The sequence below is a fragment of the Nocardia sp. NPDC057668 genome (assembly GCF_042799795.1).
Lineage (GTDB): Bacteria > Actinomycetota > Actinomycetes > Mycobacteriales > Mycobacteriaceae > Nocardia.
The window spans coordinates 2,636,354-2,659,707 of the sequence record NZ_JBHVIC010000001.1 but is presented as its reverse complement, the minus strand read 5'-3'; the positions used below and the strand labels follow the sequence as shown (position 1 = coordinate 2,659,707).

Sequence of the window (23,354 nt, the reverse complement as noted above, 5' to 3'; positions counted from 1 at the left end):
CTATTTCGTGGTTCGTGCCAGATCGACCAGCCGGGCGCGCACCAGATCCGGACGTTCGTCGACGATGAAATGCCCGCAGCCCGACACGGGTTCGAACTCGTAGTCGTCGGCCTGCGCGGTGTCCGCGGCCGCCATCGAATGATGCACCGCCACATCGTCCACCCCGAACAGCGCGCGCACCGGAATGCCGATTCTCCGGCGCTCGGGGGTCTTGGTGGAGTTCGGGATCTCGTGCAGCCAGAAGGTGCGGTAGGTGTCGGTGGCCGCGCGTGCGCACACCGGATCGCGGAAGCGGTCCGAATAGCTGCGCACCACATCGGGACTGACCGCGTCGCGATCGGTCATCGCGCCCGCGATCAGCCGTTCGAGGAAACGGGTGCGCTGTTGCAGCGGGACCCCGACGGTCGCGATGAGCGGCTGATAGGCCAGGAACCGCCACACGTGGCGCAGCACCACCTGCGACGGCACCCACGGGTGTGCCATGTTCAGCACCAGGAAGCCGTCGAATCGCTCGGGTTCGCGCAGCACCATGCGGTAGCCGATGAAACCGCCCCAGTCGTGCCCGGCCAGCAGCACGTCGCGCAGTCCCATGGCGTCGAGCAGGGCCAGCAGATCCGAGGCCACCTCCTCCTTGGCCCAGCGGTGCGGCGGCGGCCCCGACCAGCCGTAACCGGGCAGGTCGGGGACGATCACGCGCAGTCCGGCGGGTGGATCCGCGAGTAGGTCCCGGTACGCGTAATGGTGCTGCGGCCACCCGTGCAGCAGCACCACCGGCCGGCCGCCGGCCGGCCCCGATTCGGTCACATGGAACCGCACGCCGCGCGCCTGGACGAAACTGCGGCGCACCCCCGCGATGGCCGGGGGCTCGGACGAGCTGGTGGTGTAACCGGATTCGGACATGCGATCACGATAGTCAGTGCGCGGCCCCCATCGTGACTATTGCGCGGCCCGGACCCGGCGTTCGTCCCACCTGCGGACCGCCGGTTCCAGCCCGCGTGCCGCGATCGGGCCGAAGGCGGCCATCAACAGTACGTAAGTGGTGGCCAGAGCGGCGAATTCGCCCGGCGCGGCCCCCGCCGCCACGGCCAGTCCCGCGATCACGATGGAGAACTCGCCACGGGCCACCAAAGCCGATCCAGCCCGGGCGCGTCCATACCGAGAGGTCCCTACACGCGCGGCGGCCCACCAGCCCGTCGCGACCTTCGTCGCGGTGGTCAGCACGGCCAGCGCCACCGCCCATGCCAGCACCGGCGGAATGCTGGCCGGATCGGTGCTCAATCCGAACAGCACGAAGAACAGCGCCGCGAACAGATCCCGCAGCGGCTCCAGGATTTTCGTGGCGTTGTGCGCGGTGGAATCGGAGATCGCGATGCCGAGCAGGAAAGCCCCGACCGCGGCCGAGACCTGTAGCGCCGAGGCCACACCCGCGACCAGCAGGGCCGAGCCGAGGATCTTCAGCAGGAAGATCTCGCGGTCGTCGCTGTCCACGATCATGGAGACGTAGCGGCCGTAGCGCAGCGCCACCACCAGTACGACGGTGACCGCGGCCAGGGCGATGCCGAGCGTCTGCAACCCGGCCGCGAAGCCGGCCCCGGCCAGCACCGCGGTCAGCACCGGCAGATACGCGGCCATCACCAGGTCCTCGAAGACCAGGATCGACAGAATGGTCGGGGTCTCCCGATTGCCCAGTCTGCCCAGATCGTCCAGGACCTTCGCGACGATGCCCGAGGAGGAGATGTAGGTGACCCCGGCCATGGCCACCGCGCCGGTCAGCCCCCAGCCCAGTACGAGCGCGACCAACACCCCGGGTGTCGCGTTCAGTACCAGGTCCAGGACGCCGGCGGCCCAGGATTGCCGGAGGCCGGTCACCAATTCACCGGCGGTGTACTCCAATCCGAGCAGGAGCAGCAGCAGGACCACGCCGATCTCGCTGGCCATGTGAATGAACTCGTCCGCCTGTGGCAGTTCGATCAATCCGCCGGTGCCGAACACCAATCCGCCGATGAGATACAGCGGAATGGGCGAGAGTCCGATGCGGGCGGCCACCCGCCCGAGTAATCCGAGTCCGAACAGCACCGCGCCCAGTTGAATCAATCCGAGGGCGGTGTCGTGTGCGACCATCGCCGCTTACCCGTCGGTTCGAATCAACGCGGTGGGTGGGCAGGAATTCGCGCCGCGGCGGCGGTCGGGTATCCGCTCCGCGGGGTGCGTCGTGATGGATGAAAAGCCTTTGCGCACACCGATACTCGGCTGCGGTTTCGGGTCTGTATTCACGCCCCACTATAACCGGGCAAATTGGACAGTCTGTCCGGTACGGCGAATTCTCGTGGATATCCGAGGCGGATCGCGGGGACGGGATTACGGCCGGTTGCGCCCGAACCGGGAGATCGCCGCACATAATCTTGGCTATGCCCAAGCCGTGCCTACTACTGCAGCTGCGGCCCGAGACGGCGGCCGCGGACGACGAGTACTTCGCGGTGCTGCGCAGCGCGCGCCTGGAGCCGGAGGCGGTGGTGCGGGTGCAGATGGATCGTGAGTTTCCCGCACTCGCGCTGGATGATTACTCCTCGGTCATCGTCGGCGGCGGGCCGAGCAATCTGAGCAATCCCGAACCGGAGAAATACGATTACCAGCGGCGTTTCGAACCGCTGCTGCGGGAACTGCTCGCCGAGATCGTGGCGCGGGATTTCCCCTATCTCGGCGCGTGTTACGGGCTCAGCATTCTGGCCGAGGCATTGGGCGGCACGGTCAGTGACGCGCGTTTCGGCGAGCAGGCGGGCGCGCAGACCATCGAATTGACCGCGGCCGCGCGCCTGGATCCGCTGCTGCACGATCTGCCCGAGCGATTCCGGGCATTCGTGGGGCACAAGGAAGCCTGCCAGGCGGTGCCGCCGGGCGCGATGCTACTGGCCGGATCCGCCGACTGCCCGGTCCAGATGATCAGGTTCGGGGACAATGTGTACGCCACCCAATTCCATCCCGAACTGGACGGCGACGGGCTCGCGGTGCGCATCGAAACCTACCGGCACGCGGGCTATTTCGATCCCGCCGAGGCCGACTATCTGATCGCGCTCGGGCATCGGGAATCGGTCCCGGTCCCGGCGGAGATCCTGCGGCGCTTCATTACGCGTTACCCCGCCGGCCGGTGAGCCGCGGCGGCGGGCGCTCGCGGCCGGGGGCTCCAATCCGGCTACAGCCCTGTAGTTTCGAACGTGTGAGTGCGTGGTTGGGTCGCAAGTTTCATCGAGTCGGGCGTTTCGATCAATCGGTCAGCGGGGCGGTCGCGCGAATTCCGCTGTCCGGAGCCGACGGCGGGATGCTGCGGCTGACCCGCACGGCCGACAAGGGCGTGCTGTGGATGCTGGTCGCTGCGGTACTGGCGTCCAAGCAGGGCTCCACGCGCCGCGCCGCGCTGCGCGGGGTGATCTCGATCGCCGGAGCCAGTTTCACCGTCAACCTGGTGCTGAAGAACATGTTCGCGCGGCGCCGGCCCGCGGCCGAGGAACTGCCGATCAGCAGGCGGCTGATCAATCAGCCGACCTCGTCCTCGTTCCCGTCCGGGCACAGCGCCTCGGCGGCGGCGTTCGCCACCGCGGTCGCGCTGGAGAGCCCGCGCACCGGTCTGGTGATCGCGCCCGTCGCGGCCGCCGTCGCCTATTCGCGGGTGCACACCGGCGTGCACTGGGCTTCGGACGTGTTCGTCGGGGCGGCGGTCGGCACCGGCGTCGCGCTGGCCACCAGGCTGTGGTGGCCGGTGCGCGAATCCGACGAGGCCGCCGCGCATCTGGTGCGCGAGGCGCCGATGCTGCCGGACGGCGCGGGGCTCATCGTGGTGGTCAACCCGGTGTCCGGGGACCCCGGATACGATCCGACCGCCGATGTGGCGGCGGCGCTGCCCGCGGCGACCGTGTTGCGCACCGAACCCGGTCTGGACTGCGTCGATCAGCTGGAAGCAGCTTTGGAGCAGGCGCTTTCGGGTCCGGAGAAGATTCTGGCGGTGGGCGCCGCCGGTGGTGACGGCACCATCGGCGCCGCGGCCACGGTGGCGCTGCGGCACGGGCTGGCGCTGGTGGTCATCCCGACCGGCACCCTCAATCACTTCGCCCGCGATCTCGGGGTCTACGACCTGCTCGAGGTCAGCGACGCCACCGGCGCTGGCGAGGCCGTGGCGGTCGACATCGCCTCGGTCGAACTGGAATCGGAATCCGGGACGCGCACCCACCACCTGATCAACACCGCGAGCCTGGGGGCATACCCGGAGCTGGTGCGACTGCGTGAGAAGTGGCAGGGCCGCTGGGGCAAGTGGCCCGCGTTCGCCATCGCCCTGGTGGTGATCCTGCGCCGCGCGGAGCCGATTCGCATTCGCTTCGAGGATCGCTGGCACGAGGTCTGGTTCGTCTTCGTCGGCAACGGCCCGTACCACCCGCACGGCGCGGTGCCCGCCTTCCGCGCCCGCCTCGACGCCAACCTCCTGGACGTGCGCTGGCTGCGCGCCGATGTCCGCTTCTCCCGCACCCGCGCCGTGATCGCCCTGTCGCTGGCCGCCATCGGCCGCAGCAAGGTCTACGGCGAACGCCAGGTCCCCGAACTGACGATCCACCTGGACGCTCCCGAGGCCGTGGCCGCCGACGGCGAGGTCCTCGGCGAGGCCACCACCGTCCGCTTCACCGTCGCCGGCCAGGTGACCGCCTACCGCCGCAACGAGGAGAACCCCCGCTGGGCCACCCGCCCCCGCCCCCACCACCGCGAGCTACCCCTGTCCCGCCTGGCTGCCCTCTTCAAACGCGCCGCCTGATCCCTGGCGCGTGGGGATGACCCGGCAGCTGTGACCCGGCGCGTGGGCGGATGGGTCAGTCGCCGGGCGAGCCGTTGTTTCTCGGGTGCGGCGGGCCGCGCGCGGTAGCGTGGCGGCCGTGACTGCTTCGGGGAGTGAGCTGTTGGGGGTGGTGGCCGCGTTACCCGCGCCCGCGCGGATGGCGGCGATCGCGGGCGAGGCCCGGCGGCTGGTGGGGCGGGGGCAGTTGGATCCGCTGCTCGAATCGCTGTGGGCGGGTGGGCGATACGAGCGGCGCATCGCGATCCAGATGGCGCTGTGCGGCGGGGCCCGGGATTTCCTGCTGGCCCGGGTGCAGGACCCGGACCCGGAGTTCGCGGCGCGGGCCCTCTCCGCCTCGATCCGGCTGGGCGTGTCCGCGGATGTGGTGGTGCGGCGACTGCCCGTGCTGTCGCGGTGGGCGCGCAAAGGCGTGTATCGCGCACTGAGCCGGGGTGATCGGGCGCAGGTGGCGGATGCGCTGCTGGCGCCGGTGCGCGAGCTGTACGGCGATGTCGAGGCCGCGCGGCTGCTCGTGTACTGCTCCCCGACGGTGGTGGCCGGGGCGCTGGGAGAACTGGCGTACGCGGTGCCGAGCTGGAAAGTCCTGTCCGCCAGACATATCGGCGTGGTCTTCGAGTACGTGCGGGCGGCGGCCGAGACCGCCGGGCGCGACGAATGGCGGGAGTTGTGGCCGCGACTGACCGCCCATCCGCTCGCGGCGGCCGAGCACGATTCGGCGGAACTGCTCGCGCTGGCGGCCCGGGCGATCGCGTATGTGCCGGTCGGCCGGTTGCATTCGGTGGCCGGACTTCTTGCCCGCCGTGATCCCGAGGCCGTGTTCACGCTGCTGCGCAATCCGAACCGGCACGGCCGGGACCTGATGGGACCCGCCCTGTGGCGGGCCATGCTCGCCCTGCCGGACGATCGGCTGCGCGAGCTGTACGTCGCCGCCGCGCCGCGCGAGCGTGCCCGCTTCCTGCGCCGGGTGCCGCCCGCGCGGCGAACGGCCGTCGCGGGCGCGCAGCTCACCCGGCCCGGAATCGCGCCGGGGGTCATCGATCTCGCCGAACTCGACACACTGCCGCGCCGGGACCGCGCCGTACTCGCGCGCGAACTGCTCGCGCGCCCCGGCGGCGCGGACGTACCCGGCGTCGCCGATCGGCTGACCGCGAGGTTGCCTTGGGAAGAGGCCAAACCCGTACTGCTCGAATCGATTCGACGGCCCGATGCCGACGATCGCGCGATCGCGTATCCGCTGCTCGTTACCGCCGCCGTCGGCAGCCGGGACCCGGGCGCGGTCGGCGACCTGCTCGAGCTGCTGCGCCGCCTGCGCAACGAACAGGATCCGGTGCGCCGCTGCGCGCTGCGCGCCGTTGCGGCGATTCCGATGTCCCTGTTGGCCGCGGAGCATGTGCCCGCCCTGGAACAGCTGGCCGTGGACGGCCTGGACGCACGGGACCGCTCGCACGAAACTTCCTCGGCCGTACGTGATCTGGTGCGCACCCTGCTGATTCGCGGCGCGCAGACCGGGGAGACCGACTTCACCGCGGCCGCGCTGCGCCTGATCGCTCGACTGGCCGAGCTCATGATCACCATCGACGTCCGCGGCCTGCATCGGAATCTGCCGCGCGGAATCGAAATCCGCCTGTTCGAGGCCCTGCGCCCGCGGCTGGAGGCCGACGCGGACCGCGGAAGCTTCGCGCTCGCTCTGGATCTGGCGGACGGCCTGGAGGTGCGCGGGTACGGGATCGATGGATTGCGCGCGCTGCTGCTGCGGGCCTGCACCACCACCGACGACTCGACGGTGAAGCGCGCGGTGCGGCTCGCGCTGGAAGACCGGGCCACCCGCGACGCGTGTGTGGGGGACCTGCTGCGCCGCGACCGGTCCCTCATCGCGCGGTGGGAGGTGCAGGATCTGCTGTCCTGGCGGCGCACCGATCTGCTCGACGCCGTGCTCACCGGACCGAACACGGGCCGGTTCCTCGCGCGGGATGTGCGCTTCGTCCCGATGTTCGCGGGTGGTTTCGAGCGCTGGATGCCCTCCCAGATAGAGCTTTACGCGGGCGTGCTCGCTGACTACGCCACCCACCCGAAAGTGTCGATCGGCGAACGGGCCATGGCCGTCGCGCAATTGGGCCTGTTGCCCGGTTGCTTCGATCGCGTGCTGCCTTTTCTGGCCTCGGCCGACCTCACCGTGGCCGAATCCGCGCTCACCGCGCTGGGACGCAGCGACGAGCCCGAGCGCGCCATCGCGCTGCTGAGCGAGCAGGTGCGCGGCGACCTCGCGCGGGTCACGGTCAGCGGCATCGCCTCCCGGGCCAGGTATATCTCGCCGCCGCGCCTGGCCACGGTGCTGGAACCACTACTGGACTCGCCCAAGATCACCGCGATGAAGGAGGGCCTGCGCCTGCTCGCGGTCCTGCGCGCCCCCGGTGCGGCCGCGATCATCCGCGAGTGCGCGAACCGCCCCGGCACGCACCGCGACGTACGGCGCGCCGCCGTCCATGCCACCCGCTTCCTGTTCGACGAGGACGAGACCTGGCAGCTGCTCGCCGAGCTGGCCACCGATCCGGAGGTGGCGGACGCGATCCTCGACATCGCGCCGTCGCACCTGCCGACTCGACTGCGATTCCGGTTCGCCGGCTTCGTCCGGGAGCTGGCCGCGAGCGCCGATCACCGGGTGGCCGCGCAGGCCCTGAGCGCGCTCGCCGTCTGGTACCCCTGGCTGCTGCCGAGCCCCACCGACATCCGGGTGGACCGGCTCACCGACCTCACCGAGGTCGGGCTCTGGTCCACCGCCGCCCACGCGCTGCTCACCGCCGCGTCCGGCACCGGCGATCCCGCCCCGCTGGTGGCAGCCCTCGAACGCCTGCTGGCACAGACGAACACCGACTTCCCGGATCGGGATCTACCGGCCCGTCAGCGCATCGCTTTCGTGCTGAACCGGCTGGTTTCGACGCTGTGTCTACACGAACACACCCGGCCGATCGGGTCCCGCGTCTGCGCGCTGCTCCTGCCCGACCCGCTGTGGCACGAGCAGGTCATCGAACTCACCTTCGCCGCCACGCGCTGGACCGAGATCGATGCCACCGTCGCGGCCGTTCGGGCGCTCGCGCCCATAGCTACCGGAGCCCTGACCGACTGCCCCGCACGTCAGCCGGCGTCACGATCGACGACCCCGGTGACCGAACTGCCGCCCGCCGCACTGGAATCCATCGCGAGTGCGCTGGCCCCGGATCCGGACCCGGCGACCGCCCTGACCGCTACGGCCCTGATCGCCCAGTGCGGCAGGCACTTCGGCTGGTCCCCACCCTGGACCACCCTGCTGACGACCCTGCGCGCGCACCCCGCCCCCGATGTCCGCCGCGCCGCCCACGCCGTCTTCACCGCCCCGGAGTAGGCCGCCGGGTCACTCGCCGCACCCCGGTCGGGCGAGGCCGCGTCACCCGGTGGCTCGAACCGGCAGCACGGTGACCGTGTGCCCGGCAGCGAAGGTCGGCGGTCGCCGAAAGGCCGCCGCCGTCCCGTGTCCGCGGCACGAAACCGCGCTGGATGCGCCGGGCGAAGCCGGCCGGTGTACCCGGCACACGCGCCGTGTCCGGATGGGCCGGCGCGACGTCTCACAGCGTCCCGGCGTCGGTCCCCGCCCCGAGTGTGTGCTCCGGCCGCCCCGGACTCGGCACTAGCCGTTGCGGCGACGCCGGGACATCAGGATCCCGGTCAGCCAGCCCACGGCGAACATGACCAGCAGGACCAGCCACATCGGGGAGGTGATGGTCATGAGCAGGAACTCGATCGAGACCTTGGTGCGGTTGGCGGCGATGAAGATGACCGCGACGACGACCAGGGCCAGGGCCAGCCACTGGGTGGGGGAGATGCGGGAGAGCAGCGAAGGCTTTGCCGGGGTGGTCATGCGAACTCCTCGCGGACGGTTCCGGATGGGTAGCTGATTATTCGCCACTATTCCGTACGCCGCGAGGAAATCGGACAACTCGGGCGGGTGAGTTCGGTTTCGTCAGCTGGGGTCCAGGGCCCCGGCGTGGTAGCGGGTGGCCGCGTTCCAGAGGAAGAAGCTCGGGATGCGCTGGGCGGCGGCGGCGTCGACCTGGGCTCGGACCTGGGCGTCGTTGTAGGTGAAGCCGAGGCTGAAGTCCTGCAGCCAGGGCGCTATCTGGGTGCCGGTGCCGTCGAGCAGCCGATGGAAATCCTCCAGCGAGCGGAAGATGATGTCGTACGGCTGGGCGTTGGGATTGGAGACGTCGTATTCGCCGGGATTCCAGTGCGAGGGGTACAGCATCGGCGCCACGTAGTCCACGTGCCTACCCATCATCGGGATGTCCTGGGCCACGGCGTCCGGCCGGGTGGCGGCGATGCCGAACACGGCCGCGCTCTGGAACGCCCCGGCCGCCCGCACCGGGTCGCGGCTCTCGCGCAGGAATTCGGCGATGGAGACCGTCGGCGCGTCCGTCAGCCCCGGGAACACCATGCTCGACAGCGATCCGTCGGGCCGGCGAATGTAGTCGTACATGACCTCGTCGAAACCGAGTTTCGCCGCCTCGACCGCGAGATCGATGTTGTAGCGCCGCATTTCGGCGTTGGCGAAATTGGTGAAGGCGATCGCGCCGTAGTGGCTGGAGTACGGCTGCCCGGACGGGCTCTGGATCACCCAGTCCCGCCGTCCGGAGTTCCATGCCCATTCGGCCATGGTCGGATCGCGGAACGCGACGATCCGCCCCACCACCCGAACGCCCATATCGTGCAGCTGCTTCAGCGCGTCGGGGGCGTTGTAGATCGTGCTCGCCGCCCCGGACTCGCGGGCCAGCGGCACCTGCGAGTCGTAGCCGACGACCCCGTCCTCGTCCTTGATATCGAGCTGGACGGTGTCGATGCGCCGCTCGCGCACCATGTTCAGCACGTCCTCGCGCAGCGGCTCGTACGACCAGGCGTGCGCGGTGACGTGCACCGCCCGGATCCGCGGCACCACGGCCCGGGTGGTGATCGGCTGGGTCACGGTCTTGCCGTCGGAGTCGGTGGCCACCAGCGCGCCGCCCACCGGCAGGCCCGCGAGGGTGACCTCGAACGCGCCGTCCTCGGCGAGCGGCACCGGCTGCCCGGCGGCGGTGAGGCTCTCGGCGCCGACCGCCTTGCCGCGCAGGGCGATCGGCGCGCGATAGGACGACACCGTGTCGGGCTGGCTCACCTCGAGGGCGAGCGGCAGCGCCGCGGCCTCGGTGCGCGTGGCGCCGGACCTGGCCCACAGCACTCCGGCGGCGAGCACCGCCACGACAACCATCGCCACGACAACCGCCAGGCGGCGACGCCCGGTGGCCGGGACCCGCTTCAGCAACGCGCACACCAACTCTCATTCGAAGTTCCCCAAACTATCCGCTGCCGCGGCACCGCGCGCGCGAGAATCCCGACTCTGCCCCGTAACGGATTGGCGGACATTAGAGTTCGGTGGATGGCCAGACTCGGGTTCGGCGCGGCCGGTGCCGCCGTCGTGGCACTCATGATCACCACCACCGCCTGCGGAACCGCCGACCGAGCGGCCGTCGCGCCCGAGGCGAACACCTCGGTCATCGCCCCGCCGCCACCGCCCGACCCCGCCACCGTCGGCGCGAACGAACTGGGCCTGGTGCCCATTCTGATGTACCACCAGATCACCCCCGCCCCGGCCGGGGACTACGACCAGACCCCCGAGAAGTTCCGGGCGGAGCTGGATCGGCTGCTGCGCGAGAACTATCGGCCGATCACGGTGTCCCAGTACGTCTCCGGGGCGATCGACCTGCCGGCGGGCGCCCACCCCGTCGTGCTGACCTTCGACGATTCCACCACGAGCCAGATCTCGTTCACCGCCGCGGGCGTCCCCGCGCCGGACACCGCCGTCGGCATCCTGGAGCAATTCCGCGCCGACCATCCGGAGTTCGCGCCCACCGCAACCTTTTTCGTGAACAACGAGGCGTTCTCCGGCGAGTCGCGCGCCCTGCCCTGGCTGGCCGCGCACGGCTACGAGATCGGCGCGCACACCGCGACGCACGCCAACCTGGCCCGCCTGGACAGCGCGGGCGTGCAGCGCGAGATGGTGGAGAACATTCGCGCCGTCACCGCCGCGGTGCCCGGCGGTCAGGTGCGCAGTCTGGCCCTGCCACTGGGCATTTCCCCCGTCGATCGCGCGCTGGCCGTCGCGGGGTCCTGGGGTGGACAGCCCTACGCCTTCGGCGCGGTCATGCTGGTGGGCGCGGAACCGGCCCCGTCGCCGTTCGGCGCGCTCGATCCCACCGCCATTCCGCGCATTCGCTCCGGCCGCGCCCCGGTGCCCTTCGATTCCACGCACTGGCTCGACCGGCTCGCCGAGAACCCGGACCAGCGCTACACCGCCGACGGTGATCCGGCCCGAATCTCCTTCCCGCGTGCCCTGTCCGCCGAGCTGACCGCGCGCTGGGCGGACCGGGCGACGGCGTACTGAGACGACCTCCCGGTCGCCGGCACGCGGCCGGACCGTGCGCCGATATCCGCGGAAGATTGTGCGGAAAGCGAATTCGACACTGCCCCAGACAAACTCTGCCCTCTCCAGGGCGGGGCGCCTCGGTAGCTGCGCCGAAGCGGCCGGGCCTCGGCATCCCGGTGTCCCAGCCGCGGCGGGATGGGAGCCCCGGCATCCCTTGTCCCTGACCGCAACCGCCAATCTGACAGGTGTGACAGGTCACGGTTGTGCATCGTTCGTGACGGGCGTTACTGTAGCGACTCGTTGGTAGGAACTGCGTCGTTCCTCACCACGGGGAGGATGCACGATCGCATGATCAGATATCGATTGGCGGCCAAGGTGGCGGCCGCGACCACCGCTGTTCTCACGGTGATCGCGGGTGCGGTGCTCGCCGCCGGGCCCGGGCAGAGCACGCCGGACACCGATACCCTCAATGCCCAGCTCACCGCCACTCATACTGGCCCGCAACAGTATCCGCGGGTCTTCATCGAGTGGGACGTCCCGATCACCATGAGCGACGGCACGGTGCTCAAGGCGAACGTCTACCACCCGGCCGACGCGAACGGGCAGCCGATCGCCGAGCCGACGCCGACCATTCTGAATCTGACGCCCTACACCAAACTGCTCGGCAACATCGCCGACTCCGCGCTGGCCGTCCCCGGCCTGTCCGATCTGCTCATGCCGGTGCTGGCCAATCTCGACTTCTCGGCCTTCGGCCTGGGCGGGCTCAGCGACCTCGGCAACGCTGTCTCAGGCGGCGCGGGCCGCACGTTCGCCGTCGACCGCCAGCTCATTCAGAGCGGCTACACCCAGGTCGTGGTGGATGTCCGCGGAACCGGTTTCTCGCAGGGCGTCTGGCAGGTGTTCGGCGACCGGGAACAGCAGGACGGCGCCGAGGTGGTCGACTGGGCCGCGGCCCAGCCGTGGTCCAACGGCAAGGTCGGCATGAGCGGCATCTCGTACTCGGCCATCAACCAGATGCACACCGCCGAGCGCAAACCCGCCGCGCTGAAGGCGATATTCCCGATCGTGCCCGGCAGTGATCTGATCCGCGACGTGGCCGCGCCCGGCGGCGCGCTGGGCATCGGGTTCATTCCGGAATGGCTGGCGGCGGTGAACGTCACCAAGCTGATGCCGGATCTGGTCGCGCTGCTGTCCGGCAAGTTCGACGGGGTCTGGCTGAAGGATCGGATCAAGGATCCGTTCACCTTCTTCAACGTCGTCATCGCCGCGCTCACCACCCCGAGCATCGATGAGATCCCGCCGTACCTGAACGACATCCTGGACGACGAGAGCGCGTTGCGCACCGCCTGGGTCGGCGATCCGTCGCAGATCGAGGTGCCCACCTTCATCTACGGCGGCTGGCACGACATCTTCACCTACTCCTCGGCGCGGGCCTTCAACGAGATCAACGTGCCCGACAGCCAGAAGAAGCTGGTGATGGGCAATACCTACCACGTGACCACCGGCGCGGGCCTCGGCCGGCCGGGCGCCCCGCCCGCACTCGATGTGCTGCAGCGCGCGTGGTTCGACAAGTGGCTCAAGGGCATCGACAACGGCATCGACGGCTACGACCAGGTCACCAGCTGGCAGCAGGGCGGCGGCTGGACCACGAGTCCGGCCTTCCCGCGCCCGGACGCCGATTACCGCCGGATGTACCTGAACGGCGCGCCGTCGGGTTCCGCCCCGGGCAGCCTGCGCGACGCGAGCCTGACCACGGCGCCGGGCGAGGCCGACCGGCTCACCGTCGCACCGGGTCTGACCACCGTGTGCTCGCGCGACACCGCGCACGGCACCGCGGGGATCGTCGCGGCCTTCGACATCTGCGCCGAGGACGCGCGCATCAGCGAGACGAACGCGCTGACCTTCACCACGGCGCCGGTGACGCAGCCGACCCAGATCTCGGGTCCGATCGCGGTGCATCTGAACACGGTGCTCGACGCCACCGACGGCTACTGGACGGTGACGCTGAACGACGTTGCGCCCGATGGCCGCTCGCAGGTGTGGACCACCGGTCAGCTCACCGCGTCGCTGCGCGCGCTGAACGAGGAGAAGTCCACGCGGTCGGCGAACGGCGACTACACCTCCCCGTACCCGTACCTCACCCTGGACACCCGCCGGCCGCTGGTGCCCGGCGAGGCCACCACCATCGATCTGGGCCTGTTCGCCACCGACGGTATCCTGCAGCCGGGTCATCGCCTGCGCATCGACGTCTTCGCGGGCAACTTCCCCAGCAGCATCCTGCTGCGCCCGCTACTGAACGAGAGCGAACTGCGGCCGCAGCACATCGAGATCGATCCGAACCGGCCGAGCTGGGTGAACATCCCGGTGATCGGTGATCCGGGCTGGTGAGTCAGTCCGATAGGTAGACAGAGCGGCGATGCCCGGGCCGGGTGGTCCGGGCATCGCCGTGTTCCGGGCCGGATCCCGGTGTATGGAACGCGCTGAGCTGGCCGAATGCCCGCATCGAGATTGTTCTAGTCAAACTGACTAAAACAATGCTACGGTGGTCGCATGATCGAAGCGATGGTGCGAACCGACACCGGGGCCCGGCCCGACGACGTCGAGTTCCTGCGATTCCCGGGCGGAGAGTGGTTTCTCAAGACCGGACCCGAATTCGACCCCGCCGCAGCTCGTTTCGCGGTGGTGCGCGGCGGATTCCCCGATGACCTGCTGGCCCTGGGCATGTGGTCGGATCTGGTCCGCGGGCTCGGACAGCCGGCTCGGGTCCTGATGCCGTACATACCCGCCGCGCGCACCGATCGCGATGTGCCCTGCGGCGCGGCGGTGTACGCGGCGGTCGTCACGGCCTTCGCCGACGAGCTGATCTACGCCGACATCCATTCCCCGCTGGCGGAATCGAAGCTGACCGGCACGACGCTGACGCCGATTCCGCTGGGGCCCTTGGCCGCCGCCGCGGTGCCGGGTGACTACCAGGTCGTGATCGCCCCCGACGCCGGGGCGCGGGACCGGGCCGAGCAGGTCGCCGCCGCGCTCGGCGGAATCGAGGTGCGCTACGGCCGCAAGCACCGCGACCCCGCCAGCGGACGGCTCGGCGGCTTCGAACTGGATCCCGGCGCCGTCGCCGGGCGCCGGGCCCTGGTCGTCGACGATGTCTGCGACGGCGGCGGCACCTTCGCCGGTCTGGCGGCCGCGGGCGAGTTCGCGGCAGCCGAGCGGGTGGACCTGTGGGTCACCCACGGGGTCTTCTCCGGCGGTGCGCGGCTGAGTGCCAACCTCGCGCCCTACGCCCGGGTGCACACCACCGACTCCCACCCCGGAGCCCGCGCCGGCCTGCTCGAGCCGGACCGGCTGCGCATCGTTCCCATCGTCGAACACGCTCTCACGCAAGGAATCCTGTGATGTTCCGCAACACCGTCGACCCGCTGTTCCTGACCGACGCCTACAAGCTGGATCACCGGCGGCAGTACCCCGCCGGGACCACGCGCGTGTATTCCAATCTGACGCACCGCGGTTCGCGGATTCCGGGGGTGGAGCACGTCGTGCACTTCGGCCTGCAGGCGTTCATCTCCGATGTGCTCGAGGACGCCTTCGGCCGCTTCTTCGCCGCCGACGCCGACCGCGTCTGCGCCGAGTACGAGCGCCGCGTGACCGCGATCCTGGGGCCGAACGTCATCGGCAGCGCCCACATTCGCGCACTGCACGCGCTGGGTTACCTGCCGCTGTCGATCCGGTCGCTGCCCGAGGGCACCCTCGCCCCGGTGAAGGTGCCGGTGCTGACCGTGGAGAACACTCACCCGGAGTTCTTCTGGCTGACCAACTACATCGAAACCGCGCTCTCGGCGGCGATCTGGCAGCCGTCCACCTCGGCCACCACCGCCTGGCGACTGCGGACCCTGCTGACCGAGCGGGCCCGCGCCACCGGCGCGCCGATCGAGGCCGTGGACTTCCAGGGTCACGACTTCTCCTTCCGCGGCATGCCGGGAATCGAGGCCGCCGCGGCCTCGGGCGCGGGTCACCTGCTCTCGTTCACCGGGTCGGACTCGCTGGCCTCGGAGGACTGGATCCGCTACTTCTATCCGGACGACTCCGGCGAGACCCTGCTGGCTTCGGTTGCCGCGACCGAACATTCGGTCATGTGCGCGGGCACCCGGGAATCGGAGGACGAGACGTACGCCCGGCTGCTCGAGCTGTATCCCAGCGGGATCGTGTCGGTGGTGAGCGACACCTTCGACCTGTGGCGGGTGCTGACCCACACCCTGCCCGGCCTGCGCGAGCGCATCCTGGGCCGGGACGGCACCCTGGTCGTGCGCCCCGACTCCGGTGATCCCGAGACGATCCTGTGCGGCACCGGCGCCGACGACAGCCCCGCCGGGCTGGGCGTGGTGCGCCTGCTCTGGAACGCCTTCGGCGGCACCGTCAACGCGGCCGGATACCGGGTGCTGGACCCGCACATCGGCGTCATCTACGGCGACTCCATCACCTACGATCGCGCCGATGCCATCACCGCCCGGCTGGCAGGCATGGGATTCGCCTCCACCGCGGTCGTTTTCGGCGTCGGCTCGTACACCTACCAGTACGTCACCCGGGACACCTTCGCCTCGGCGATGAAGGCGACCTACGTCGAGGTGGACGGCGCGGGCCGGGACATCTTCAAGGATCCGGCCACCGACTCGGGCACCAAACGTTCGGCGCGCGGCCGGCTTTCGGTGCTGCGGGACGACGCGGGCGAGCTCTACGTCCAGCAGCGGGCCACCCCGGAGCAGGAGGCGGCGAGCGAACTGACCGAGGTGTGGCGCGACGGCGGGTTCCTGCGCCGGGAGGGCTTCGCCGCGGTGCGCGCCCGGCTGCGGTCGGAAACGCAGCGGCACGCCGCCCGGACGGGCGGCCCCGCGATCACGACCGCCGCCGTGTGAGCGGGCGCCCGGCGGCGCCATCGCGCCGCCGGGCCGGGGTCCACCGGCGGCGCCGTCCACTCGTCCGAATGAGACCCTTTGTGGCGCTTGGGAGATGATGGGTCGGTGCTGAGCATTTTCGATGAGGAGTTCGCCCGCGATCCGTGGCAGGTGCTGCGGTCGCTGCGGGACGGTGGGGGAGCGCATCGGGTGGCCACACCGGATGGGCCGCCCGCCTGGCTCGTCACCCGGTACTCGGACGTGCGCGAGGGCCTGCTCGACGCACGGCTGTCGACGAATCTGCGCTACAGCGCCGGTGCGGACTACCGGGGCTTCGCGGTGCCCGAACCGCTGGATGTGTTCCAGCGCAGCGACCTCGACGAGCTGGCGCGCCTGCGCGGCCGGGTGACCGGGCAATTGCGCCGGGCCGGGGAATGGTCCGGGCAGGCCGGCAAACTGATGCGGGAGCGGCTGGCCGAGCTCGACGGCGCGGGCGATTTCGACTTCGTCGAGCAGGTGGCGCTGCCGCTGCCCGCGCTCATTCTCGGGGAGTTGCTGGGGCTGCCCGACGTCGAGCGCGACGCGCTCGCGCGGTGGGCCGCGGCGACCCTGCGCCCCGAGGCCGCGCCCCGCGCCCGCGACACCCTCGCGACCATGGCCGAGATCGTCGAGGCCGTCATCGCGCACGGCCGGGCGGGCTCGGCGGACACCATGCTGGGCCGCCTGGTGCGCGACGAGAGTCACGGTCCGGCAGCCGATTCCGGTGAACTGCCCGGATTGCTGTTCTATCTGCTGTTCGTCTGGTATGAGGTACTGATGGATGTGCTGGCGGGCGCGGTGCTCACCCTGTCCGGCCGCCCGGATCAGCTCGCCGCGGTGCGCACGGCAGCGGAGTCGGCCGCACCGGTCGACGAGCTCCTGCGATTCCTGTCGCCGCAGGTGCTGGCCGGGCCCCGGTTCGCCGTCACGGATCTGGTGATCGGTGGCAAGACGGTCGCCGCGGGTGAGACCGTGCTGCTGTGCCTGGCCGCTGCCAATCACGATCCCGAGCGCTTCGCCGATCCCGGTGTCCTGGACCTGGCTCGCACCCCGAATCCGCATGTGGCACTGGGGCACGGCGCGCACGCGTGCGTCGGGGCGGGCCTGTTGCGGCCGGTGCTGGGTGCGGTGCTCGCCGAGCTGTACGGGCACTGGCCGGGGCTGCACGCCACCGTGGCCGAGCGGGAGGTGCGGTGGCGGTCGGGATTCCGGCATCGAGGGCCGTTGCGCCTGCCGGTGCATCCGGGAGCGACTTCGTGAAGGGGGCGAGCGACTCTGGTCGCCCCGTTCCGACTCCGTGTACGAACCTGGTGGATACCGCTGTCCTCCCCTTCGGGGACAGCGACATCTACGAACGGAACGAAGTAGGGACGAGTATATGATCGCCATCACCACCGCTGTCAACTGCAGGAGACAGGATTAGAATGGTTGCCGCACAACAGCATCCGTTCACCAGCGCGCTCAACAGTCTCATCGGGGGCATGCATCCGCCCGTGACCAGGGACTGTCGTGAAGTGGAGATCACGCACCGGGCGCTGGCCGAGGATATCGCGCGCACCACGGGCGTCGGCCTGTCGGCGAACTATCTGTGGAAGCTGCGTACCGGGCAGACGGTCAATCCGTCGTTCGAGACGCTGGAGGCGCTGCGCGTCTACTTCGGGCTGGACAGTCTCGACCCGCTGACCAATACCGAACTCGCCGTCGCGCGCGGCCGGGAACTGGCTCTGGTCAACGCGCTCAAGGGAAAAGCCGACTCGGCGGCGCTGGAACTGGTGCTGCGCGATGGTCTGGCGCACGGTACCGTGCGGGCCGAGACCATCGTGGCGATGCTCGATGTGCTCCGGCGGATCGAGGCCGAAAACTATGGGGAAGACTTGTGAGACATGCGGATCGCGGTCTGGGAGAGCTCGGGGGATGAGCAATCCATGATGGATCATCGCCGGCTGCGGCGCGGGTTGCGCGACCTGGGCCTGCCCGGTCGCTTCACCGTCGCCGAACTGGCCGAGGCCCTGGCCCGCCGACGCGGGCGACCCCTGCGCCTGCGCCCGGAACCCTTTCCGGTGGCCGGGCTGTCCGGCGGTCTGCTCGTGACCAGGGACATCGATTTCCTGGCCTACCAGAGCAATACCAGTGAGCTGCACCAGGATCACATCGTGTGCCACGAGTTCGGGCATCTGCTCGCCGGGCACGAACCGGTCACCGTGACCGGCGAGGACGCCCTGCGCCTGCTCGCCCCGAACATCGATCCCGCGGTGGTGCGCCGCATGCTCGGGCGTTCGTGCTCCTCCGCGGCCGAGGAGCACGAGGCCGAGCACATCGCGGATCTGCTCATGGCGCACCACATCACGCGCTGGACCCCGCGTGCGGAGTGGGTGCTGCCCGACAACACCCCGGCGGGCGTCCGGCACCTGCTCGATACCCTCGGACCTGGAATCGACTGATAAACGGTGGAATTCGCTCTCGTCTACGGCAGCGTCGGCACGCTCGCCGCGGTGGTGTTCACCTGGCGTCTCATCCTGGCGGTGCGCGGGCCGCGCGGCAGCGCACGCTGGGCCGTGGCCATCGCCATCGCCTGCACGGCGGTGGGTTTCGTCACCGCCATGCCCGCCGCGTACGAGTGGATGGCACGGGTCACCGGCGTCCCCAATCTGGCCACGCTCATCGTCTACTCCGCCATCACCACCGCGGTCATGGCGCAGATCGTCTGGACCACCTACCTGGTGGGTCCGGATGATGCCCCGCCGCAGGGCCCGAACGTGAACGCCCGCAACGTGATAGTCGCGAACGCGGTGGTCGTCGCGATCATGGCGGGGCTGTTCCTGGCCGCGCCGGTGCACGACACCCCGCACGCCACCGACTTCGACCACCACTACGCCACCGAGCCCGTGGTCGACGTGTTCCTGGCGATCTATCTCAGCGCCTACACCCTCGCCCTGCTGCGCATCGTGGTGCTGTGCCGGGCGTGGCTGCCGCACGTGCGCGAACAGCCCTGGCTGCGCCGGGGCCTGCGGCTGCTGACCGTGGGATCGATCATCGCGGTCGGCTACGCCATCGGCAAGGTCGTCGCGGTGGCGGCGGCCTGGGCGGGCATCGACGCCCGCACGCTCAACAGTGACATCGCGCCGGCGTTCGCCAGCATCGGCGCGACGATCATGCTCTTCGGGTACCTGTGCCCGTCGCTGCTGCCGCAGGCCGTCGCCGCGGTCCAGCGGATCCGGGCGCTGCCGCGGTTGCGGCCGCTGTGGACGGCGCTGCGCACCGCGGTCCCCGAGGTGGCGCGGGCGGCCCCCGAGACCCGCCGTGCGCCCCGGGACCTGGTGTACCGCAGGGTCATCGAGATCCGGGACGCGCTGCTCCTGCTGCAACCCCACCTGACCCCCGAGGACACCGCCCGGGCCGAGCGGACGGTCGAACGGCTCGGGGTGCGCGAGCGCGACCGCGCCGCCGCGGTGGAGGCGGCGCGGATCGCGATGGCCCTGCGCTCCTACCGGGCCGGCGCGGTGGCCGTGGATTGCGGGGAGAGCTTCCGCCGTCCGGACCGGCCCACCTTCCTGGGCGAACTCGGTTGGCTGGTGGCGGTTTCCACCGCGTACCGCGGCTCGCCGGTGGTGCCGGCCGTGCTGCTCGAAACCGGCGATTCCCTACCGGTCGAACAGTGAAAAGCCCTGTACAAGACCGTATTACGGTCAGGTTGCGGAAATCTCTCGGTACTCCGACCTGACGAATGCGAAAGTTGGGGCTATCCTTTCCGATGCGGGGGCGGTGTTCGGTATCCCCTTCATCGAACACCGTGCCCGTCCAAATCGCTTGCACCGCTCCGGTTTACGGCCGGAGTGGTGCTTGTTCACCCGGATCCGGCAGCAGGGTGTACACCCAGCGGCCCCGGTGCGGCTCCTCGCCGACCCAGATGCGCACGTGCACCGCCCGCCAGTCCCCGCCCTCGAGCGGCCGGATGAGCATGGGCCGCCAGTCGAATTCCGCGGGCGGGATGTCGGTGTTCCACAGCCGTTCGAAATCCGGGGAGCGGGCGCACTCGCGTTTGATCTCCTCGATCCGCGCCGGATCGGTGACGCCGGGCGCCATGTGCCGGAAGGACTGCACCAGGATGTGCGCCTCGCGTTCCCAGTTGTGCAGCACCACGCGGGCACGCGGGTCCAGCAGCGTGTACGCGATGATGTTCATCCCGGGTTCGAGTCCCGGGAAGGTCTGCCGGAAGGGCTCGTTCGCGGCCAGCAGATCCAGCGCCAGCGCGGTCAGGTAGCAGGACGGGGCGGGCAGGCCGTTCAGGAATCGCATCTCGGCCGCGTTCGGCGCGGACTGCTCGATGGCGATGGTCGTCAGCTCGGGCTGCAGGACGGTGTTCGCGTAGTCCCGATACATTTGCGGCACGTTCAACGCTTCGAAGAGCGCGCTCAGCGTGGTGTGGGTCGGCGGCCGGGTGCCCTGTTCGAGCTTCTGGATCAGGCCCTCGGAGACCCCGGCGATCCGGGCCAGCTCGCTGCGGGTCAGTCGGGACGCTTCGCGGCGTTCGCGCAGGTAACCCGCAATGGCCATATGCGGCTCGACCATCCGCCCTACCTCCAAGAACCCACTGCGCACGCCTGTCGTTGCTTCCGCGACAAAACTACCCGCCGGGTGCGGCCGGTTCGCACCGGGCGGTCGCGGGGCGGTTGCCGGGCCGGGGTGCGCGGGGCGGCCGCGGGGTCCGCCGCATTGCCGCAAAAGTGATCTTTCGTGTGCCGCCCGACAAAGCCGGGGCCGGGTGATTTACTGGGGGCTTGCTGCTGGAATGCGTTCTTGTTCTGCGAGGTAGTTCGATGGCTCGAAGGGTCCACAAGCTCGGCGCCGGAACCGGTGTTGCCCACCACGGGCCGAGCGATCCCGTGCCGATGATGCCGCAATGGCTGGTCCCGCCGCCGGGATCCCTTGTCGCGCAACCGGTGTCGAATCCGGTCGGCACGCAGGGTCTGCCGCCCGACGACGGGGCTCCCGGAGGTGAGGTGCTGTTGGCCCTGCTGGGTGCGCTGAGTCTGGGCGCGGCCGCCGTGCTGGCCGCGCACGGCCACGTCCTGATCGCGCTGCTGCTCCTGCTGACCGGTGGCTTCCTGCTCCACTTCGCGAACGTCATCCGGTTGCGCCGTCGCGCGATCTGACCCGGTCGGGCGGGTGGTTCGCGCTATCCGGCGTCTCCGCGCGTGACAATCCGTAATCAATGTGCCATTGACAAATGGCGCATTGATCGATGATTGTCTGAGGTATGACGAGAACAGGGTCAAAGGCGACCTTTGTATCGGCGGTGGTACCCGAGACGGCCTCGCGCCAGGCACGGCTCGCGGCACACGCGTCGGTGGTGGGCCTGCGCCGGATCAATGGTTTGCTACCGCGCAATCGTGTCGGCATCCAGGCGGGACGCGGGCTCATCGCCGGCGTCATGGCCGCCTTCGGGCCGCCGCTGCCGGGCACCCGGGTGGACACGGTGCGTTCGGGCCGGGTGCGCGGGGAGTGGGTGCGGGCCGCCGGGGTCGAGCAGGGCGAGCGCGCCATCTACTACATCCACGGCAGCGGCTACGTGGTGTGCTCGGCGCGGACCCACCGCGGCCTGGCCTCGCGCCTGTCGAAGCTGACCGGCCTGCCGGTCTTCCTCGTCGACTACCGCCTCGCCCCCGAACACCGCTTCCCGGCCGCCGCCGACGACATCGCCGCCGGGTACCGCTGGCTTCTGGACAACGGTCACCGCCCCGAGGACCTGGTGATCGGCGGTGACTCCGCGGGCGGCCACCTGGCCATGGACCTGCTGCTGCAGAACCAGCGCGCGGGCACACCGCAGCCGGCGGGCGTGTTCATGTTCTCCCCTTTGATGGACCTCACCCTGACCCTGGCCGAGCGCCGCGATCGGGAACTGCCCGATCCGATGGCGCCCGCGCTGACCGGCCGCCGCCTGATCGAGCTGTACACCGAAGGGCAGCAGCCGGATTCACCGCGCCTGCGCCTGGACATCCCGCCGGGCTCGGCGCTCCCGCCGCTGCTGGTGCAGGCCAGCGCGGGCGAGATGCTCGCGGGCGACGCGGAACTGCTGCGCGACATGGCGGTCGCCGCCGGGGTGCGCTGCGACCTCGAACTGTGGCCCGGGCGCATCCACGTGTTCCAGGCGTTGCCGCTGCTGGTCCCCGAAGCCGTGCCGGCGCTGCGCCGCACCCGGGAATTCATCTCGTCCGCGCTCGCGGACGCCGCCCGCGCGAAAGTGAGCTGATCATGGGCATATTGGACGGGATACTGCCGGTCTTCGGCGCCCGGCGATCACATGCGGCCAAGGCCGTGGTCACGGGGGCGGGCAGCGGCATCGGCCGGGCCTTCGCCCTCGAAATCGCCGCGCGCGGCGGTGAAGTGGTGTGCGCCGACATCGACAAGGATCGCGCCGACGAGACCGCCCGGCTGATCGAGCGCACTTACGGGCGGCCCGCGCACGCGGTGTTCTGCGATGTCTCGCGCCGCGCCGACGTCGAGAGTCTGGCCCTGCACGCCGAGCTCATCTTCCACGGTCCGCCCACCCTGGTCATCAACAACGCCGGGGTCGGCATCGGCGGAAAGCCGGTGGGGCAGATCGGATTCGACGACTGGCAGTGGGCGCTGGGCATCAACCTGTGGGGCGTGGTGCACGGCTGCGAGATCTTCGCGCCGCAGCTGCGCGCCGCCGGGCGCGGCGGCATCATCAACGTCGCCTCGGCGGCGGGTTTCGCGGCGGCCCCAGGCATGGCGGTCTACAACGTGTCCAAGGCCGGGGTGCTGTCACTGTCGGAGACCCTGGCCGCGGAGCTGTCCGGCAGCGGGGTCGCGGTGACCGTGCTGTGCCCCACCTTCGTGCAGACGAATGTGGTGCGGGACGGGCGCATCGGCACCGGGGCCTCGCGCCTGGCCGCCGAACTCATGCGCTGGACCGGCTTCTCGCCCGAACGCGTCGCCCGCACCACCCTGGACTCGCACGATCACGGCCGGCTCTACGTGCTGCCCCAGCTCGACGCGCATGCGGTGTGGCTGCTCAAGCGGCACTTCCCGGCGCTCTACGCGCAGGGGCTCGGGCTACTCAATCGAGTACTGCCCCAGCATGATTCGCCCGCCCCGGCCACGACCGGGACTAGCACGGAAAAGACGGGAGTCTGAC

Annotated in this window: 19 protein-coding genes; 14 read left to right on the top strand and 5 right to left on the bottom strand. The window is 70.3% G+C overall.

The window, feature by feature from the left end:
• Together ACFVBH_RS12190 and ACFVBH_RS12185 are read right to left on the bottom strand one after the other, a co-directional pair.
• Nucleotides 1–900 (bottom strand): alpha/beta hydrolase, encoded by a 900-nt coding sequence (locus ACFVBH_RS12190; protein ID WP_354990332.1) that lies wholly within the window; start codon nt 898–900, stop codon nt 1–3.
• A gap of 36 nt (nt 901–936) precedes the next feature.
• Nucleotides 937–2,121 carry a cation:proton antiporter gene (locus ACFVBH_RS12185; RefSeq protein ID WP_354990333.1) on the bottom strand — a complete coding sequence of 395 codons (1,185 nt, stop codon included), beginning with the start codon at nt 2,119–2,121 and terminating at the stop codon, nt 937–939.
• Nucleotides 2,122–2,408: 287 nt separating this feature from the next.
• On the opposite strand from ACFVBH_RS12185, the gene ACFVBH_RS12180 reads away from it, so the two are divergent.
• The 3 genes from ACFVBH_RS12180 (at nt 2,409) to ACFVBH_RS12170 (ending at nt 8,216) form a co-directional block, all read left to right on the top strand.
• Nucleotides 2,409–3,149 (top strand): glutamine amidotransferase, encoded by a 741-nt coding sequence (locus ACFVBH_RS12180; protein ID WP_354990334.1) that lies wholly within the window; start codon nt 2,409–2,411, stop codon nt 3,147–3,149.
• A 65-nt stretch (nt 3,150–3,214) separates the two neighbouring features.
• The gene (locus ACFVBH_RS12175; RefSeq protein WP_379001346.1) at nt 3,215–4,795 is read left to right on the top strand and encodes a bifunctional phosphatase PAP2/diacylglycerol kinase family protein; all 1,581 of its coding nucleotides are present in this window, start codon (nt 3,215–3,217) and stop codon (nt 4,793–4,795) included.
• Between the two features lie 118 nt (nt 4,796–4,913).
• Complete coding sequence (locus ACFVBH_RS12170; protein ID WP_379001345.1) at nt 4,914–8,216, top strand: hypothetical protein; 3,303 nt, start codon at nt 4,914–4,916, stop codon at nt 8,214–8,216.
• 282 nt (nt 8,217–8,498) lie between these two features.
• Here ACFVBH_RS12170 and ACFVBH_RS12165 read toward each other — a convergent pair whose 3' ends face one another.
• Nucleotides 8,499–8,729, bottom strand: coding sequence for a hypothetical protein (locus tag ACFVBH_RS12165; protein ID WP_379001344.1), 231 nt, complete (start codon nt 8,727–8,729; stop codon nt 8,499–8,501).
• 102 nt (nt 8,730–8,831) lie between these two features.
• Complete coding sequence (locus ACFVBH_RS12160) at nt 8,832–10,172, bottom strand: putative glycoside hydrolase (protein ID WP_379001343.1); 1,341 nt, start codon at nt 10,170–10,172, stop codon at nt 8,832–8,834.
• A gap of 105 nt (nt 10,173–10,277) precedes the next feature.
• Here ACFVBH_RS12160 and ACFVBH_RS12155 point away from each other — a divergent pair, with 105 nt between their 5' ends.
• The 8 genes from ACFVBH_RS12155 to ACFVBH_RS12120 all read left to right on the top strand — a co-directional run bounded on the left by ACFVBH_RS12155 (nt 10,278) and on the right by ACFVBH_RS12120 (nt 19,854).
• Complete coding sequence (locus tag ACFVBH_RS12155; RefSeq protein ID WP_379001342.1) at nt 10,278–11,282, top strand: polysaccharide deacetylase family protein; 1,005 nt, start codon at nt 10,278–10,280, stop codon at nt 11,280–11,282.
• Nucleotides 11,283–11,612: 330 nt separating this feature from the next.
• Nucleotides 11,613–13,652 carry a CocE/NonD family hydrolase gene (locus ACFVBH_RS12150; protein ID WP_379001341.1) on the top strand — a complete coding sequence of 680 codons (2,040 nt, stop codon included), beginning with the start codon at nt 11,613–11,615 and terminating at the stop codon, nt 13,650–13,652.
• A 162-nt stretch (nt 13,653–13,814) separates the two neighbouring features.
• Nucleotides 13,815–14,663 (top strand): hypothetical protein, encoded by an 849-nt coding sequence (locus tag ACFVBH_RS12145; protein WP_379001340.1) that lies wholly within the window; start codon nt 13,815–13,817, stop codon nt 14,661–14,663.
• Nucleotides 14,663–16,177, top strand: a complete 1,515-nt coding sequence (locus ACFVBH_RS12140) for a nicotinate phosphoribosyltransferase (RefSeq protein WP_379001339.1) — start codon at nt 14,663–14,665, stop codon at nt 16,175–16,177. Before ACFVBH_RS12145 ends, ACFVBH_RS12140 begins: the two co-directional genes overlap by 1 nt.
• A 105-nt stretch (nt 16,178–16,282) precedes the next feature.
• The gene (locus ACFVBH_RS12135; RefSeq protein ID WP_379001338.1) at nt 16,283–17,455 is read left to right on the top strand and encodes a cytochrome P450; all 1,173 of its coding nucleotides are present in this window, start codon (nt 16,283–16,285) and stop codon (nt 17,453–17,455) included.
• Between the two features lie 164 nt (nt 17,456–17,619).
• The gene (locus tag ACFVBH_RS12130; RefSeq protein WP_379001337.1) at nt 17,620–18,075 is read left to right on the top strand and encodes a hypothetical protein; all 456 of its coding nucleotides are present in this window, start codon (nt 17,620–17,622) and stop codon (nt 18,073–18,075) included.
• Nucleotides 18,076–18,078: 3 nt separating this feature from the next.
• On the top strand, nt 18,079–18,636 hold the full coding sequence (locus tag ACFVBH_RS12125; RefSeq protein ID WP_354990345.1) for a hypothetical protein: 558 nt from the start codon (nt 18,079–18,081) through the stop codon (nt 18,634–18,636).
• Nucleotides 18,637–18,642: 6 nt separating this feature from the next.
• The gene (locus tag ACFVBH_RS12120; protein WP_379001336.1) at nt 18,643–19,854 is read left to right on the top strand and encodes an MAB_1171c family putative transporter; all 1,212 of its coding nucleotides are present in this window, start codon (nt 18,643–18,645) and stop codon (nt 19,852–19,854) included.
• 163 nt (nt 19,855–20,017) lie between these two features.
• Here ACFVBH_RS12120 and ACFVBH_RS12115 read toward each other — a convergent pair whose 3' ends face one another.
• Nucleotides 20,018–20,764, bottom strand: coding sequence for a helix-turn-helix domain-containing protein (locus ACFVBH_RS12115; RefSeq protein WP_354990457.1), 747 nt, complete (start codon nt 20,762–20,764; stop codon nt 20,018–20,020).
• A 248-nt stretch (nt 20,765–21,012) separates the two neighbouring features.
• Here ACFVBH_RS12115 and ACFVBH_RS12110 point away from each other — a divergent pair, with 248 nt between their 5' ends.
• The 3 genes from ACFVBH_RS12110 (at nt 21,013) to ACFVBH_RS12100 (ending at nt 23,353) form a co-directional block, all read left to right on the top strand.
• Nucleotides 21,013–21,348 (top strand): hypothetical protein, encoded by a 336-nt coding sequence (locus tag ACFVBH_RS12110; RefSeq protein ID WP_379001335.1) that lies wholly within the window; start codon nt 21,013–21,015, stop codon nt 21,346–21,348.
• A 104-nt stretch (nt 21,349–21,452) separates the two neighbouring features.
• Nucleotides 21,453–22,445: an alpha/beta hydrolase gene (locus ACFVBH_RS12105; protein ID WP_379001334.1), complete on the top strand. Its 993-nt coding sequence runs from the start codon at nt 21,453–21,455 to the stop codon at nt 22,443–22,445.
• A 2-nt stretch (nt 22,446–22,447) separates the two neighbouring features.
• Nucleotides 22,448–23,353 (top strand): SDR family NAD(P)-dependent oxidoreductase, encoded by a 906-nt coding sequence (locus ACFVBH_RS12100; RefSeq protein ID WP_379001333.1) that lies wholly within the window; start codon nt 22,448–22,450, stop codon nt 23,351–23,353.
• The last annotated feature ends 1 nt before the right edge of the window (nt 23,354 follow it).